Annotated in this window: 10 protein-coding genes; all 10 read right to left on the reverse strand. The window is 70.0% G+C overall.

All coding sequences use genetic code 11. The annotated features are described in order from the left end of the window. Positions 1–5 precede the first annotated feature (5 nt). Genes ABNQ39_RS16215 through ABNQ39_RS16260 form a run of 10 tightly spaced genes read right to left on the reverse strand, consistent with a single transcriptional unit; the run spans position 6 to position 15,682 of the window. Positions 6–1,697: a hypothetical protein gene (locus ABNQ39_RS16215; RefSeq protein WP_376961639.1), complete on the reverse strand. Its 1,692-nt coding sequence runs from the start codon at positions 1,695–1,697 to the stop codon at positions 6–8. After that, a complete protein-coding gene (locus tag ABNQ39_RS16220; protein WP_376961641.1) occupies positions 1,694–2,953 on the reverse strand; it encodes a glycosyltransferase family 4 protein in 1,260 nt (419 codons plus the stop codon). Before ABNQ39_RS16220 ends, ABNQ39_RS16215 begins: the two co-directional genes overlap by 4 nt. A 10-nt stretch (positions 2,954–2,963) precedes the next feature. Further along, the gene (locus ABNQ39_RS16225; protein ID WP_376961643.1) at positions 2,964–4,151 is read right to left on the reverse strand and encodes a glycosyltransferase family 4 protein; all 1,188 of its coding nucleotides are present in this window, start codon (positions 4,149–4,151) and stop codon (positions 2,964–2,966) included. Next, complete coding sequence (locus ABNQ39_RS16230; RefSeq protein WP_376961645.1) at positions 4,136–5,653, reverse strand: O-antigen ligase family protein; 1,518 nt, start codon at positions 5,651–5,653, stop codon at positions 4,136–4,138. Before ABNQ39_RS16230 ends, ABNQ39_RS16225 begins: the two co-directional genes overlap by 16 nt. Beyond that, positions 5,650–6,612 carry a glycosyltransferase family 2 protein gene (locus tag ABNQ39_RS16235; protein WP_376961647.1) on the reverse strand — a complete coding sequence of 321 codons (963 nt, stop codon included), beginning with the start codon at positions 6,610–6,612 and terminating at the stop codon, positions 5,650–5,652. The genes ABNQ39_RS16230 and ABNQ39_RS16235 overlap by 4 nt, the downstream gene beginning before the upstream one ends. Before the next feature lie 44 nt (positions 6,613–6,656). Further along, positions 6,657–7,829 (reverse strand): glycosyltransferase, encoded by a 1,173-nt coding sequence (locus ABNQ39_RS16240; protein WP_376961649.1) that lies wholly within the window; start codon positions 7,827–7,829, stop codon positions 6,657–6,659. Positions 7,830–7,881: 52 nt separating this feature from the next. Further along, a complete protein-coding gene (locus ABNQ39_RS16245; protein ID WP_376961651.1) occupies positions 7,882–10,200 on the reverse strand; it encodes a GumC family protein in 2,319 nt (772 codons plus the stop codon). A gap of 60 nt (positions 10,201–10,260) precedes the next feature. After that, complete coding sequence (locus tag ABNQ39_RS16250; protein WP_376961653.1) at positions 10,261–12,429, reverse strand: hypothetical protein; 2,169 nt, start codon at positions 12,427–12,429, stop codon at positions 10,261–10,263. Continuing rightward, positions 12,426–14,279 (reverse strand): glycosyltransferase, encoded by a 1,854-nt coding sequence (locus ABNQ39_RS16255; protein ID WP_376961655.1) that lies wholly within the window; start codon positions 14,277–14,279, stop codon positions 12,426–12,428. Before ABNQ39_RS16255 ends, ABNQ39_RS16250 begins: the two co-directional genes overlap by 4 nt. A 41-nt stretch (positions 14,280–14,320) precedes the next feature. Beyond that, entirely contained in the window at positions 14,321–15,682 is a 1,362-nt protein-coding gene (locus ABNQ39_RS16260) for an oligosaccharide flippase family protein (RefSeq protein ID WP_376961657.1), read from the reverse strand. Positions 15,683–16,123 lie beyond the last annotated feature (441 nt).

Below are 16,123 nucleotides of genomic sequence, written 5' to 3' on the forward strand. Positions count from 1 at the left end.
TGCCGTCAGCGCACGCCCAGCCGCAAATCCATCATCACGCTGTCGCTTCCCGCCGGGGCGTCCGCCACGGCCACCCCCACCGCAACCGCGGGGCCGGCAGAGGAGTCGACCCGTTGTGGAACGCCGCCGGCGGGGCGCAACAGGCTGCCCATGCGGATGGCGGGGCGGGTCTTGCCGACCGGCGCGGTGCCGCTGGTGGCGACCGGCACGACGCCGCCGGCTGGGGCCGAGGTCAGGGCGACGCCGTCGGCCGGGCGGTCCTGCTCCAACCGGCGCACCCGGTCGTAATCGCGCTGCACCAGATTGCCGGCATCGACGCCGCCGGAGCCCACCCTGCGGAACTCGCCGGCGCAGTCCACCGCCTCGAACCGGTTGGCGCGGCAGGCGCCGGAGATGCTGAGCGCCGGAGCGAACCCGTCGCGGCCGAGGCGGATCAGCCTTTCCGCATCCTCGAACCGGTTGCCGACGGCCGAGGATGCCACCACGGCCGCGGTCTCGATGTCGGCGGCGCGGTCGTTGGTGCCGTCGCCGAAGCTGGCGCTGCCGCCGGTGAACCGGTTGCGCTCCAGCGACCGCACCACGATCAATCCGGTGACAGGGCGCCCGGCCAGACGATAGTCGGGCAGAAGCGAGCCGCTGCAGCCGATCAGGACATTGCCATACATCTCCGCCATCGGCCCCTGGATCCAGCCGTTGCCGCAGGCCTCGAAGGCGCAGTCGAGAAACTTGTTGTTGGACAGGAATGTCCGCTTCGGCGCCCCGTCCTCCGCCAGGATGGCGTAGGGCGAGAAACCAAAATGGCAGGAGATGAAGCTGGCATGGTCGATGCCGTTTTCCGGAGCCACGGCGATGGAGGCCAGCGTGTTGCCGGCAAGATCGGTGTCGAGGAACAGATGATCGCCGAAGCTGTCGGTTCCCGCCGACCAGTAGGCACCGATGTGGTTCTTGGTCAGCTGGCAGGAGATCAGCGAGGAATGGTCGCGCCAGACATCCACCCCGGCGCGGAAGCCGTAAATCCCAACCCGTTCCAGCAGGAAGCGGGAGGTCAGGGCTACCCCGCCCATGCCCGGCGGCGCGTCGCCCGGCCGGTTGCCGGGCTTCGGCCCGCGCAGGCTGAGATGCGCGATGCGGCTGCGCTGATAGCCCTTGTTGTCGTCGCGGGCGGCCTGCCGGCTGCCGGCACGGATGGCGAAACGGCCTGGCCCCAGATCCTCCGGCCAGAACAGCAGCGAGGCCCGCATGCCGGCGCCGACGATCTCGACCTCGTTGAAGGCATCGTCGTAGCGGTCGAGGTTGGGAAGGACGATCTCGCCATCCAGCCGATACTGCCCCGGCGGCACCAGCACCGTCCCGCCCTGGCCGCTGCGCGACAGTTCCAGGACAGTGCCTTGCAGGGCGGCCCAGTCACATTCCTGGTCCAGGGAACGGGCATGCGGATGGACGCGCCGCGCCGCCTCCAGGGTCTTGTAGCGTTCGGACAGGGGGTGGCTGCGCCCATCGCCGATGGCGCCGCGGTCGCGGATCGACAGGGCCGGGCCGTTCCGCGGCGGCGGGCCGGGGGGCGGGTAGGGGGACGGGCGCGATGGCTTATCCGGAGCGGCCAAGGCGGTGCTGGCGGCGGATGCGGCAGCCGGCAGTGCCAGAGCCGCGGCCAGCAGCGCACGCCTGCCGATGCGGCTGCCGGTTCGATCATTCATGGGACACGAACCCGCGCCGGTTGCTGGAGCCCGCCGCTGAGGGCGGCGCGATAAACCTCCTCCACCCGGTCGAGATGGCGGTCGAGCGTGAAGGGTGCTTGCCAATAGCGGTCGTAGGCATTGCGGCCCAACCGCGTCACCTCCGCATCGTGGGAAAACAGCTTCAGGCAGCGGGCGAGGTCGGCGGTGTCGCTGCTGCGGAACAGGAAACCGTTCTCGCCGGACAGGACCGCCTCCGCCGCCGCGCAATTGTCGCTGACGATGACGGGAACACCGTTCGCCAGCGCTTCATAGGCGGCGAGGCCGAAGGTCTCGTACCACAGCGACGGAACCACCAGGGCGCGCGCTTCCCGCACCTCCTCCAGCACCCGATCCGGCGGCAGCCAGCCGGCAAGCTCCGCCTCCGGGTTCAGCCGGCGGACCGTCTCCATCTCGTCGCCATCGCCGACGAAGCGCACCGGGCAGCCGGCCTCGGCCGCAGCGTCTGCCAGCAGGGCGGCGCCCTTCTCGCGCGACAGGCGGCCGACGAACAACACATGGCGGTTGTCGGCGACCGGAGCCGGACCGCGAGTCCTGATCTCGTCCGGCACCTCGACCGGGTTCGGAATCGGCAGGGTCATGGTGCCGGGCGGCAGGTGGGGGGCGATCACCGCGCGCTGGCGGTCGCTGAGCGTCACCAGCGCCATGCCCCCGGTGAAGCCGCCGGCCAGCGCCCCTGCCGCATGGCGGGCCGCCCGCCACCATTTGTGATGCAGGGCGCGGGCATCGCAGTCGGTGGCGAGACAGCCGGCGGACAGCGCCCGGTGCGGACAGTTGACGCCCTCGGGAAAGATGAAGAAGGCGCCGTTGGGGCAAAGCGGGAAATAATCGTGCAGGGTCAGAAGCACCGGCAGGCCGGATTTCCGGCAGACCGGGAAGACGCTGGGCGACAGCGCCTTGGCCCAGCCATGGATATGGATCACCGTGTCGTTGGCCGGGCAGCCGGCAAGCAGGCTTTCCAGCGCACGCGCCGCTTCGCGGTTCCAGAGCCCCCGCAGCGCCGCCTGCACACGGTCGGCATTGCCCTTCAGATCGGCCTGCTCCAGGCAATGGACGGTGATGCCGTCGGTCAACAAAGCCGGATCGATGGGCGGCACGGCGGTGAAGAATTGGACCCGGTGACCGCGTCCGGCCAACCCGACGGCGCTCGCGATGGCGACCTTCGCCAGCCCGCCGCTGGGGTGGGCATGGTCGCAGAGGATGACCACCGTGCTCATAACAGGATACTCATTGCAGGGCGCCGCGGTAGACCGCGGCGGTGCGGGCGGCGATCACCGGCCAGTCGAACCGGCTGCGGACCAGGGCCCGGCAGGCATCGCCACTTGGCAGGCGGCGGACGCCGGTAAGCGCCTCCGCAAGGCCGATGCCGATGGACCGTGCATCGGTCCCGGCCAGGACGAGATCGCCGTCCAGCCCCTCCACCACCTCGGGCAGCCCGCCGACCGGGGTGACCATCACCGGGGTGCCGGCGGCCAGCGATTCCAGGGCGGTCAGGCCGAATCCCTCCAGCGCCTGGGACGGCATCACGCACAAATCGGCGGCGCGGTAGGCCAGCGGAAGATGCGCATCGGGTACGAAACCCAGCAGCCGCACATGCTCCTCCAGCCCCAGCGCGCCGATGCGGTCCTGAAGGGCTGCCGCCTCCGGCCCGCGTCCGGCGACGACCAGCAGCACGTCCGGCACCCGGCGGCGGAGTTCCGCCATGGAATCGACCAGTGCAGTCAGCCCCATGCGCTTCACCAGCCGGCGCACCGTCAGCACAGTGGGGCGGCCCTGCGGCCAGCCGAGCCGCACGCGCGCCCGCTGCCGGCTGTCGGGAAGGTCGTAACGGTCGGCATCGACGCCGCCCGGCACCCGGTGGATGCGCTCCGGCGGCACGCCATAGCGCTCGGCCAGGACGGTTGCGAAAGAGCGGGACAGCACGATGAAGCGGGTGGCGCGGTGATAGACCAGCCGCTCCACCATGAATTTCAGCCGCACCGCCAGCGGGCCGGCGCCCTCCGCGGCGCTTTCCAGTGCCCAGGGGCCATGGAAATGGACGACCATCGGGCGGTTGCGCAGGGCCGGCAGGGCGCCCACCGTGTTCAGCGCGAAATGCGAGGCGACGAGATCCGGCGCCTGCCGGTGCAGCGCCTCCGCGATGGCGGTCCGCGCCGCCACCATCCGGCGCGGCAGGGAGGCCGAAGGCGGCGCGAAGCTGGCGATGCGGGCGCCATTGTCCAGCGTTTCGGAAACAGTGCCCAACACCAGCCCGGAGAAGGCGATGCCCTGCTGCGGCAGATGGCGGGCGAGGTTATAGAACATGTTCTCCGCCCCGCCATGGGTCTCCGGAAACCAGCCCAGTCCAAGCTGGAGCACGCTGGCCTCCCGCATCTCCTCCGGCAGGGCGCCGGGCAGGATCAGGCTTCCGTCCATTGCTTGTCCTCTTGGAATTCGCGTGCAGCGGGTTGCTGGACGGTGGCCTGCCGGGTGGCGAGCCCATGGTTCTTGGCGGCCATCGCCATGCCCAGGAAGAACCAGAAGCCGACGCCCGTGACCTTCACCAGCGTGTGCTCGAACACCATGCAGAGGAGGATCGTCAGCGCCGCGGTCTCGGCGCAGCGGGCGAAGGGTTCGGGCGGCGCCCCGCCGCGGCGCAGCATACCCACCGTCAACGCGATGATCCCGGCGACATAGCCCAGCGTGCCGGGCCAGCCGAGTTCGTAGGGCACGCGCAGGATGCCGCTGTCGAAAAAGGCCATGGCGCCCAACTGGCCGTCCTCATTGGTCAGCTTGGTCGCGGTGTCGATGGTGCCGAGCCCGGCGCCGCGCACCTCGGTCAGCGCCTGGATGAGGAAGCGGCCGTAGAACTCCTGCCGTTCCTGATAGCTGCGGTCGTTCTCCATCGAATTCAGCGTGTCGAAGCGGGAGACGATGGCCTGGTTGACCAACGGCACGCTGAGGAGCGGCAGGGAGCAGAGGATCAGCCCAACGCCGACCGCGACCAGCCGCAGCCGGTGCCGGCCGGGCATCGTCAGCAGCAGCCAGGCGAAGGTGAACAGCCCGGCCAGCCACGCCGCCCGCACGAGGCTGAGCAGCAGCGACCCGAGCGCCAGCGCGCCGGCAATCGGCACCAGGATGCCGCGGGCCGCGGGCAACACCGCCAGCCCGGTTACCAGCAGGAAGGCCAGCGGGCCGGAGGAGTTCAGGGTGCTGAACACCCGCACCTGCATCGGCAACGGCATGCCCTGGTTGGTCATGCCGACATTGATCAGCCAGCGCGCGTCCCAGGCCGGCATGAAGAAGTATTGGATCAGCCCATAGCCGCCGACCAGCGCCAGCCCCAGAACGAAGGCGCGCAGCACCGCGTCGCGCATCTGCGGGTAGAGCGGCCAGTGCAGGGCGACATAGAGCCCCAGCGTCACCGGCACCAGCCAGTTCAGCAACGCGAAGGTCGCCGCCGCCATGCCGGCCTGGGTGATGCCGTTGAAGTAGGCGTAGAAGATGCCCAGCATCACCGGCACGAAGCCGAAATAGGCGCGGTAGCGCAGCATCGGCAGATATTGCGCGATCACCAGCCAGGTCATGGCGCCGACGGCGAAGGGCGTCACCATGACTGGGCTGATGACGCTCCAGCCCGCTTGGTAATCGACCAGCCGGCGCACCTCCGGCGTCAGGAACCACAGCCACCAGGTGAAGGCGGCGAAGCGGGCCGGATCGCGCGTCACCAGCAGCGCGCCGACGGCCAGAGCCCCGACCGGGAAGATGATCTCCAGCAGGCCGGCCTTGCCGACCAGCACCGGCATCAGAACCAGGAACCAGAAGACCGGTGCGGCAAGCTTGCCCAGGGACGGCAGGCCGCCCACACCGTGATGGGTGTGGGCCAGATGGCTTTGCGCCAGATGGTTTTGATCCTGGCCGGCGGTGGCGAAGGTCATGCCGCTGTCTCCCGCCACTCACGCATCCCCGTCAGCCGGCCGCGCAGCGTGGCGCGCAGCTTCGCCCCGGCATGCCGGTCGCCGCGCAGCCGCAGCCTTGCCCATTGCGCCAGTCCGGGAAACTCGCAGGTTCCCACCAGCATGGCCCAGGCGGCGAAGGCGGCGCGGTTGGCCGGGCCGAAATGGGCCATCAACGCCAGCGTGTCGTTGAAGGTCGCGTTCTCCTGTGCCAGCGGGTGGAAATGATCCGTACCACGCTGATCGATGTCGAAGCGGACGGCCGGAAAATGATCGACCGCGACCAGCGGATCGTAAACCAGCCGCCAGCCCTGGCGGGACAGGCGCAGGCAAAAATCGACCTCGTTGCGGACCTGGGCGCCGCTGCCGCGCAGCCGGGTGTTCAGCCGCTGGCCGGCGAGGGCCGCCCGGCGGAAGCTCCAGTTGGCGCCTTTCAGAACATCGACGTCCTGCGCCGGGCCAACGCCCAGATGGTGGTTGCCGATGACGCGGCCGAACCATTGCAGCCGACCGACGATTTCCGCTTCCCCGGTCTCCGGCACGTCGCCGTGAAAGACATGGTCGCGGCCGCCGACCCCGCCGATGCGGGGGTCGGTGCGATACCACGCCTCGATCCGCTCCACCCAGTCGGGATGGGGAACGGCGTCGTCATCGGTGATGGCGACGATATCTCCGATGGCATGGTCCATTCCGCGGTTGATGGCGGCGACCTGCCCCGGCACGTCGATGCCGACGACCTGGACGGGCAGGGCGGGGCGGTAGCGGCGGGCGACCTCGGCGGACTCCGGATCGCTGTCGCGCACGGTGACGACCACCTGGACTGGCGCCAGGGTCTGGCGGACCAGCCCGTCCAGGCAACCGGCCAGCTGGTCCGGCCGGCGATAGGTCGGGACGATCACGGTGACGCCCAGCCGCTCGGTGGCGGTAGGATCTATCGGCACCAGCGATATCGGACGGTTCGTCCTGGAAGGAGTCAGGCCGCCGCTCATGCCGGTGCCAGCTCCCGTCCGCGGCGGCTGATCGCCGTGGCCCGGTCGGGCGCCAGGGAGGCTTCCTCGCCGTTCATCCAGCTGTCGATGGTCTCGCGCAGGCGCATTTTGAACACGTCGCGGTCGAAGCGGGCGGCATGGGCGCGGATGGCGGCGGGGTTGAAGCGCGCCTCCTGCGCCTCGAACCGCTCCACCGCCTCGATCAGCCCCTCCGGCGTCTGCTGGTCGAAGAACAGGCCGGACAGGCCGTCCCGCACGGTTTCGGTGGCGCCGCCGCGGTTCAGCGCGATCACCGGCCGTCCGGCGGCCATCGCCTCCACCGGCACGATGCCGAAATCCTCGTTGGCGGTGAAGATCAGCGCCCGGCAGGACGCATAGTGGCGGTCGAGGTCCGCAGGGGAGCAATGGCCGACCAGCTCCACCGTCGGTCCGGCCATCTGCTTCAGCCGCCGGAACTCCTCCCCCTCGCCGACGACGACCAGCTTGCGGCCCATGCGGTTGAACGCCTCGATGGCGATGTCGGCGCGCTTGTAGGAGACGAGCTGGCTTACGAACAGGTAATGGTCGCTCCTGTCGCCGCCGTTAGGAGAGGTGACGGTGGCGAAGCGCTGCGTTTCCACCGGCGGATGGATGACGGTGGCGTCGCGGCGGTACACCCGCCAGATGCGTTGCGCCACCGTGTGCGAATTGGCGATGAAGCGGTCGACCCGCGCCGCCGTCGCCAGATCCCATTGCCGCAGGCGGTGGATGGCATAGGGCATCAGCGGCCGGACGATTGGGCCGGCCGAGTGCAGGTAATCGTGATAACCGCTCCACACATAGCGCATCGGCGTGTGGCAGTAGCAGACATGCAGCGCGTCGGGCCGCGTCAGCACGCCCTTGGCCGGTCCGGATTCGCTGCTGATGACCAGATCGTAGGCGCTGAGGTCCAGCTGCTCCAGCGCCAGCGGCATCAGAGGCAGGTATTTCTGGTACATCCGGTGGGCCATCGGCAGCCGGTCGATGAAGGTCGTGGTGACCCGGTGGCTGCGGATGATCGGCGACATGCGTTCCGGTCGGTAGACATGGGTGAAGATGTCTGCCTCCGGATACAGCTCGCACAGGGCTTCGACGACCTTCTCGCCCCCCCGCATCCCGACGAGCCAGTAATGGACGATCGCGACTTTCATGGTGGGTTCTCCAGAAAGGGACCGGCGCTTGCCTGAGCCCAAGGGCTCGATCTCAGGCGATGCGGCGCAGGCGATAGGAGCGGCCGCTGGGCGGGCGGGCGCCATATTCGAGATTCGCGTGTTCGCGGGCGTTGACCATCGACAGCACCGCTCCGCCGATCCGCCCGCCGACCTGCCGCACCTGCTTGATGCCGGCGCTGGCGAGGCTGGAGGCGGTGCGCGCCCAGCGCACGACGTAGAGGACACGGTCGGCCAGCGGCGCCAGGATCAGCGCGTCCGACACCGACAGCACCGGCGGCGTGTCGAGGACGACGACGTCGTAGCGTTCGGCCAGCTCGACCAGCAGCGACAGCATGGCCTTGGAGCCGAGCAGGATTTGCGGACGGTCGACCGGCCGGCCGGCGGCGATCACCGACACACGGCGGCGGTCGTCGATGTGCAGCACCTGATCGAGCGTCGCGTCGCCTTCCAGCAGGTCGGTCAGCCCCTTGGGCGGGCGGACGCCGCCGAGAAGCCGGTGCACCGCCGGACGGCGGGTGTCGCAATCGACGATGACGACGCGCCGGCCGGTGTCGGCGAGGAAGGCGGAGAGTGCTACGGCCAGCGTCGTCTTGCCCTCTCCCGACACCGACGATGTCAGCATCACCACCTCGCCGCCCTTGACGCTGGCGGGCTCGGCCCCGGTGCGGACCAGATGCAGCCGGGCGCAGAGCCGCCAGACCGCCTCGGCGAAATCGCCGCCGCCGGTGTTGGAATAGGGGTCGTCGTCGGCGCGCGCCGACCGCTTGGCCCGGCCCAGCAGCGGCACGATGCCGACCGCGGGCAGGCCCAGCAGCGCCTCCACCTGATGGGAGCTGTAGACGCCGCGCTGCCGCATAGTCCGCACCAGGGCGACGCCGGTGGCGATGGCGCCGCAGACGACCGCGGCCAGCCCGGCGAGCACCGCCTTGCCCGGCCCGACCGGGCCGCCCGGAACGGCGGCGGCCGAGACGATGCGCACGTCCGGCGTCATCTCCAGCGCCTGGAGCACCTGCGTCTCCTTCAGGCGGGTGACGGCGCGGCGGTAGTTGTCGTCCGACGCATCGGCCTGTCGCTGAAGGTCGCGCAGCCGAACGTCGGCCTGGAGTGTGTCGAAGGATTCCGCCCGCAGGCCTTCCAACCGGCGCGACAGATCCTGGATCTTGGCGACCTGCTGTTCCACCTCGCCCCGCAGGCTGCGGACCACGCGGTCGACCTCAGTAGCGAGGGTGGCATTCAGCTCGCGCAGTTCAGCGGTCGGCCGGTTCAGCGCCGGGTGGCGGTCGCCGTACTGGGCCCGCAATTCCGCGAGCTGGGCGTTCAGCGCCGCCTGACGCTGGCGCAGGGTCGTGATCAGCGGATCGCCGCCGATGTCGGCACCGGTCAGCGATTCCGGGTTGCCGGGCCTGACCGACTGCAACTGGCGCAGCCGGGCCTGGGCATTGGCATGGGCGGTGCGCGCCTCCGCCAGTTGCCCGTTCAGGGCCGACATCTCCTCGTTCACCAGCGGGGCGTCGCGGCCCTTCACCATGCCGGTCTCGGACCGCATCGCCTCGACCGCGGCGCGGCCGGTGGTGGTCATGTCCTGGCGCAGTTCGTCAAGGCGGCTTTGCAGCCATTCGCTGGCGTTCTGGGTGGCTTTGCGCTTCGCCTCGACCTGGATGGCGAGATAGGCGTCGGCGACGGCGGTGGCGGCGCGGGCGGCAAGCTGCGGGTCCTTCGCCTCCACCGTGATGCGGATCGCGCGGGACTGCACGCCGGGGCTGATGCGCAGGTTCTTCTGGAACGCCTCGGTCAGGCGGTCGGCTTCCCTGTCCTGCGCGTTGCCGGTCGGGGCGGCCGGGCGCGGCGGCGGCGTCAGCAGCACGGCCAGAGACTCAGGCAGCATCGCCGTCACGTCCGTCAACAGGGTACGGCCTTCCTCCATCAGCGGGCTGAACAGGCCGGGCTTGTTGGTGGGTGCGGCGTATTCCGGCTCCTGCCCCAGGTTCAGCGCCTCGACCACGCGGGCGGCGAGATCGCGGGAGCGCAGGATTTCGACCTCGGTGTTGACGGTGTCGAGATAGATCCCCATCGGCTCGGAGACGGAGGGAATGTTGATGACGCGGTTCGGATGCGGGTCGATCACCACGACGGTGGAGGAACTGTAGAGCGGGGTCATGCCGTTGATCAGAAGCACCGCCGGCAGCCACAGCACCGCGGTCAGCCCGAGGATCAGCCATTTCTGGCGCCACAGCATCTGCACCAGCCGGCTGACGTCGACCTTGTCGGCGCCCGTTCCGACCGGCGGTGCGACAAAGCCGGCGGCGAGACCGGACGTGCCTGACGGCAATCGGTGTTCCGGTGCGTCCATGGGCTCAACTCCTTCATAGCGGGCGAACGGTGCGCGGCGTTGCAAGACGGCTGTGGTGGCTCAGGCGACCTCTGCCGGGTCGCGGCTGGGCTGGCGGGTTTCCGGCGCTTCATCCTGTGCCCGCGTGCCGCCGACTTCCGGTGGGATCGCGGGAGGCGCTGAGGCCCCGTATCCGGCCTTGACCTCGTCCAGGATGCGGGCATAGCGGGCGACGGTGTTGGGAGTGACGTTGACCAGCATTCCGGTCCCGCCGCCATTGGCGACGAGTTGGGCGACCTGGAACAGCGCGCGTCCCTTTTCCAGAACCTCTCCGGGCAGCATCCACAGGATGGAATCGATGTTGGAGGCCAGCCATCCGGGCTTCCCGCTGCGCGTCAGGCGGCGTTCAGCCGACCGGACCTGCGCGGTGTTGCGGATGGTGTAGAAGGGCGACCAACCGTCCCAATCCCCGGCGGTAAAGGGCAGCGCCACGAAGCCGTCGCCACCCCCGCCGTCCGTCACCACCGCCTCGGCGGCACCGAAACCGGACTTGGTCCACATGTAGTCGAAGCCGGCGGAGCGGACGGCGGCGGCGACCTCCGGCCGCAGCGGGCCGGGGCGGGCGCTGTCGTAGGGCCGCCACGCCTCGTAGAAGCGGTCGAGCCGGTAGCGGCGCAGCGCGTTCCCGATCAGGCGCCGGGCGTCCATCGCCGGCGCGCCGGTCCGCGGTGCCGTGCGCGGCGTGCTTTCCGGGGCCGCCTCGACGCTGGCTGCGGGAGTTTCTGCCGGGCGGGGGCGCGGGGAGATGCGCAGCACGGGGCGGCCCTCCTCCCAATGCAGGCGCGGGGTGTGTCCGGGCACCAGGGGCGAGTCGACCAGCGGCCACCAGCCACGCGGCATCAGGCCGGGCGGCAGCATGGTGGCGATCTCCGCACGGGCGTCGGCCAGCAGGCGGGTCAGCTCGCCGCCCTGATTTTCGAGGCCAGGCATCTCTCCCTCGGCGCAGACGCCGCGGCCGGTGCTGCCCAGCAGAAGCTCCACCCGGCCCAGCACGCCGCCGCGCTCCTCCGGCACCGACAGCAGGGCGAGGTCGGCGGGGCTGGACTGGGTCAGGCTGTCGACGGTGACCACCAGCCCGCAACGCAGGCCGGTCGCCGCCACCAGATCGAGAATGCGCGGGATGCAGTGCAGCTCCCGGATCATGCCGGACCACAGCACCAGCGTGGTCAGCACCCGTCCCTCCGCCGCCCAGCGGCGCAGGGTGGCGTCGTCGGGCTCGAAATCGGTGAAGGGGCGCGGCGGCTCGGCGATGCGCAGCGGCACCGCGGCGGTGCTGGCAAAGGGCGGGTCGGGATCGACGATCTGCAAGCCGCGGCCCAGCCGGCCGAGCGCGAAGAAGTCATGATCGTCGAACTGCCGGCCATAGACCGGATCGGCCCCGGCCTGGATCAGGTCGGCGGCCCGCTCGATCACGTCGGTCTGCGGCCGGCCATAGAGCGGCAGCAGCCGCTTGGCCGCCGCCAGCGGCAGTTGCGCCGCGATCAGGTCGGGGTCTCCCAGCAGGGTGCCGCGTCCCCATCCGGTATGGCGGCGGGCCAGCGCCACGCTGAAGCTGGCATAGCTCTCCCCCGCCACCTTGCCCTCGACCGCATCGAGGCCGCCGGGAAAGGCGCGGGCGCGCACCGGGTCGACGCAGTGGCCGGTGAAGCGGCGGGCGCCCAGCGCCTCCAGCCTCTGCCGCAGCCCGGCATCGGCACTGGCGTCGATGCCGAGGCAGGGCTCCGCCATCAGACGCGGATAGAGGAACGGCGCGGCGACGATGCCGAGCGGGGTCTGCGGCGCCATGTCCAGCACCGCGACCTCCTGCGGGAGCAACTGGCCCAGCAGACGGAAGGCGGCGTCATACAGGGCAGCCGGATCGGTGCTGCGCAGGGCGCATTCGCCGCCTGCCTCCACCACCGGCCAAAGCGGAGAGGCCGGGTCGCCCAGCGCCACGACGCGGAAGCAGGTGGTCAGCCACAGCGCATGGTCTAGGTGCCGGCCGCCGGCCATCAGGCTGCCGGTTCCGGTCGCCTCGGTGCGGTTGCCGTCCTCCCAGCCGCCGAAATGGCGGCCGCTGCGGCGCCCGTCATAATAGAGGTCGAAGGTCCATCCGGCGCGTTCCGCCGCGGCGGCCAGCACCGGCGCCATGGCGACGCGGTGCGGATCGCCGCCATGGGCGAGGAAGAGGAGAAGGGGCGGTTTGGTCACGATGCGTGGCCCTCCGTCCCGCCACCGCCACCGCGCCGGCACCACCACAGGTGCCATTTCGCCACCCCTGGCGGGCCGAAGTGATCGGTCTTCTGCAGGGTCAGGCCGGTGGCGGCGATGGCCTTGCGCATTTCCGGCGCCCAATGGTGGCGGACCAGCGCCTTCCATTCCGGCAGCACGCCGTGGCAGCGCATGGTCGCCAACAGCCGGTCGGGCCGCCAGCGGTAATAGCGGGGATAGGCGATCACCCACAGCGGGTTAGCGTTGGTGGTGTCGCAGACGATCCGGCCGCCGGGCCTGACCACCCGCTGCAACTCGCGCACGCCGGCTTCCAGATCCGGCAGGTGGCAGAGCAGGTCCATGGCGATGACGAGGTCGAAGCTGTCGTCGGGGAAGGGCAGCTTGCGGGCGTCGGCCTGCTGGACGGTCAGGGCGGGGAAACGCTCCTTCGCCTCCGCCAGCATCTCGTGCGAGATGTCGACCAGCGTTACGTCGTGACGGCCGGCGAAGGGGCCGGTGATGCGGCCGTAGCCGCCGCCGACGTCGAGGATGCGCATCCGCGGCAGCCGTTCCAGCTCCGCCGCCACCGCACGCCGCTTCTCGTCATAGATGCGGTAGAAGGGGGTGGTCGGGTGGTCGGGGCGGAAATGGCGGCGGTAGCCGTTGTTGTAGATGCCGGAGCCGGCAGCCTGGGTGCGTTCCGCCTTGGCATTCTCCAGCAGGGCGGCGACCTGGGCGGCGACGGTGTCGACGTCGAAGGTCTTCGCATGCTCAAGCCCCGCCGCGGCGACCGTCTTCAGCCCCTCGCGGTCGGCCAGCCGGGCGATCAGCATGTCGCGCAGCGGTTCGGCTTCGCCCGGCGGGACCAGCCAGCCGGTGCGGCCATGCTCGATGATTTCCGGGAAGCCGCCGCAGTCGCTGGCGACCACCGGCACGCCCAGCGCCATCGCCTCCACCACCACGAAGCCGAAGCTCTCCCACAGGGAGGGGACGACCGCCATTTCGGCCCGCGCCACCACGGCCAGCGCGTCGTTGCGCGGCAGGGCACCAGTGAAATGGACGCGGTCGGCGACCGGGGCGACGTCGCGGCGGAACTGGTCGATGACGGCGGCGCTCGCCGAATCCTCGCCGCCGATCATCATCAGATGCAGGTCGGGGTTGGTGGCCAGGACGCCCGGAATGGCGCGGCCCAGCGTGGCGATGCCCTTGCGCCCCTCCAGCCTGCCGAAGAAGGCGATGAAGCGCTTCGGCAGTGGGATCGGCGGCTCGGCAGTCCGGTTCGCCGCCACCGCGGCAACGTCGATGCTGTTGGGGATGACCTGGATCAGCTCCGGCGCGATGCGCCAGTAATCGGCCACCCGCCGGGCGATGGCGCGGGTGGAGGCGTAGATCGCGGCGCTGCGTTTGGTCTGGTCGCGCTCCAACGCGTTCAGCAGATGGGTGTGCGGAACCCAGGGCTGGGTGTTGGTGTCCATCACCAGCCCGGTCGGGGTCGCCAGCCGCGTGACCACGGGAATGGTGCTGAAGCGTGTCAGCCACCATGCGTCGGCATCGAACTCCGCCGCATGGACCACGTCGGGACCGAAGGCGCGGACGGCGTCGGCCAGCCGGCGGTTGGTCCGGAAGCGGTCGATCACCGCATGCCTGTGCGGACCCGGATCGACGCGCTGCACCGTCACCCCGTCCTCGATGGTGGTGCCGGCCGGCAGGCCGCCGGCCTTCCATGGGGTCACCACCTGGACGGTATGGCCCAGCCGCGCCAGCGCGCGGGCCATCGTGTGGGTGTGCGTGGCGATACCGCCGAGCTTTTCGCCGGGTGGGTATTCGGGCGTCAAGAGCGACAGTCGCATTGCGGTTTCCTCGATTCCTAAAGAATGTCCGATGGGTTCGGTCACTTGCCTGTAGGGCTGGCCGGGGTGGCTGTCGCCGGGGCCGGCTTGTCGAACAGGCGCCGCGGCAAGGCTGCGAGCATTGCCGGGTCGGGAAGGAAGACGCGCCAGGGCAGTCCGGTCGCGCGGCGGTAGAGCGTCGCCGCGGTGGCGAACACCAGCGTGTAGGCGACGGTGGAGACGATGGCCGCCGCCAGGATCCCGCCGCTGCGCAGGAACAGCAGCAGTCCGGCCAGCGTGACCACCATGCCCAGCAGATTGGCCAGGGTGGCGGTGAAGGGCCGGTTCTCCGCATAGAGCCCGTTCAGCAGGATCGACGCGGCGGCATAGAGGATGGCGCCCGGCAGCAGCAGCCGCAGCGGCAGCGCGCTGTCGGCGAAGGACGGGCCATAGACCAGCCCGATGGCGATGTCGGCGAAGACGAACAGCCCGCCGCCCAGGAGGCCGCCGATGGCGAAGGTCGCCTGAAGGCTGTTCAGCACCAGCTCGCGCCCCGACTGTCCCCGCCGGGTGGCGGCGGGCATGACGACGGTGGCGAGCGCCCCGGACAGGCTGACGATCAGCCAGGACAGGCTGGTCGCCAGCGCATAGAGCCCGACCTGCGTCGCCGACAGGAAAGCCGGGATGATCAGCAGGTCCAGCCGTTGCGTGATGACGCCGCCCACCACGTCGCCGTGGGTGCGCAGGGCATACCAGACGGTCTGCCGGCCGAGCGCCGGGTCGGGCCGGCCGACGCCGTGGCGGCGGACCAGCAGAGCGGTCGCCAGCACCAGCACCAGCGTGCTCATCGCCGCCTGGACGATGACGGCGGCCTCCACCGTGAAGCGGCCGGTGGCCCACAGCGCGGCATAGATGAGGGCGACGCCGGCCGGTTGAAGGAAATTCAGTGCGTTGAAGCTGCGGAAATCCTGATCGCCGAGGATCAGGCCCAGCATCAGCTCGGACAGCAGGGCCATGGCGATCATCGGCAGGTAGAGCCGCGCCAGCGCCAGCGTCTCCGCCGGCTGTGCCGCCAGCAGCGTCGGCAGCAGCAGGTAGCCGACACCGATCGCCACCGCTGCGACCGGCAGCAGGATCAGGGCCCAGGTGCTCAGCAGGCGGCCACCGGCGGCATGGTCCCGCGACAGCGCATAGGTGACCGCCTTGCCGCAGCCCATGCCGAACAGCCAGCCCAGCAGTTGTACGGTGGTCAGGACCGCGGTCAGCGCCCCCCGGCCGTCCGGGCCGATGGTGCGGGCGACCAGGATCCCGGTCAGCAGCCCCAGCGCCATCGTCGCGGCGGTGACGAGCACCGTCGCCACGCCTTGCCGGGCGAAGCTGTTCCGCTTTGCCGCCGCCTTCCGTCCGGTCAAACCCTTCAGCATCGCGCCCTCACCCCCATCGATGGCCCTGAAATCCGCGCACTGCGTAACCTGCCGTTCTGGAACTCCTGTTTTGATTGCAGCCCCATTCCCGATTTGAAGCGGCTTTCACTTGCCTACTTTTGCGGGCGAAAAATAGTTGGCTCTACCAACATTGTCCGACGAATTCAAAAGTTATCGGGAAGAGGAACAATCTTAAAATGTCGCCGTTATTTTGATCCGACGCGCATTTTTGTTGTGCGTTGCAAACAGGACGGTAGTGGGGTGTTGGTTCAGGGTCAACGCCGCTTTCGGAACTGTTCTTCCCACACACCAGGGGAGTATTTTTCTTTGAACATCCGTTGGCGGGGATTGTGAGTCCTAGCGTATCTTTCGGGCATCGGTTATCGGCGACGCCCATTTTCCGGCATCGGGATTAGCCCGTTGCCGGGCCGGTCGCACACG

It is taken from the genome of Azospirillum sp. A26 (assembly GCF_042604635.1).
In the GTDB taxonomy this organism is placed as follows: domain Bacteria; phylum Pseudomonadota; class Alphaproteobacteria; order Azospirillales; family Azospirillaceae; genus Azospirillum; species Azospirillum palustre.

Excerpts from the sequence above, each read along its gene's own strand:
- ABNQ39_RS16215 (WP_376961639.1), bottom strand. The coding sequence starts at position 1,697 with ATGAATGATCGAACCGGCAGCCGCATCGGCAGGCGTGCGCTGCTGGCC.
- ABNQ39_RS16245 (WP_376961651.1), bottom strand. The coding sequence starts at position 10,200 with ATGGACGCACCGGAACACCGATTGCCGTCAGGCACGTCCGGTCTCGCC.
- ABNQ39_RS16255 (WP_376961655.1), bottom strand. The coding sequence starts at position 14,279 with ATGCGACTGTCGCTCTTGACGCCCGAATACCCACCCGGCGAAAAGCTC.
- ABNQ39_RS16225 (WP_376961643.1), bottom strand. The coding sequence starts at position 4,151 with ATGGACGGAAGCCTGATCCTGCCCGGCGCCCTGCCGGAGGAGATGCGG.
- ABNQ39_RS16260 (WP_376961657.1), bottom strand. The coding sequence starts at position 15,682 with ATGCTGAAGGGTTTGACCGGACGGAAGGCGGCGGCAAAGCGGAACAGC.
- ABNQ39_RS16220 (WP_376961641.1), bottom strand. The coding sequence starts at position 2,953 with ATGAGCACGGTGGTCATCCTCTGCGACCATGCCCACCCCAGCGGCGGG.
- ABNQ39_RS16240 (WP_376961649.1), bottom strand. The coding sequence starts at position 7,829 with ATGAAAGTCGCGATCGTCCATTACTGGCTCGTCGGGATGCGGGGGGGC.
- ABNQ39_RS16230 (WP_376961645.1), bottom strand. The coding sequence starts at position 5,653 with ATGACCTTCGCCACCGCCGGCCAGGATCAAAACCATCTGGCGCAAAGC.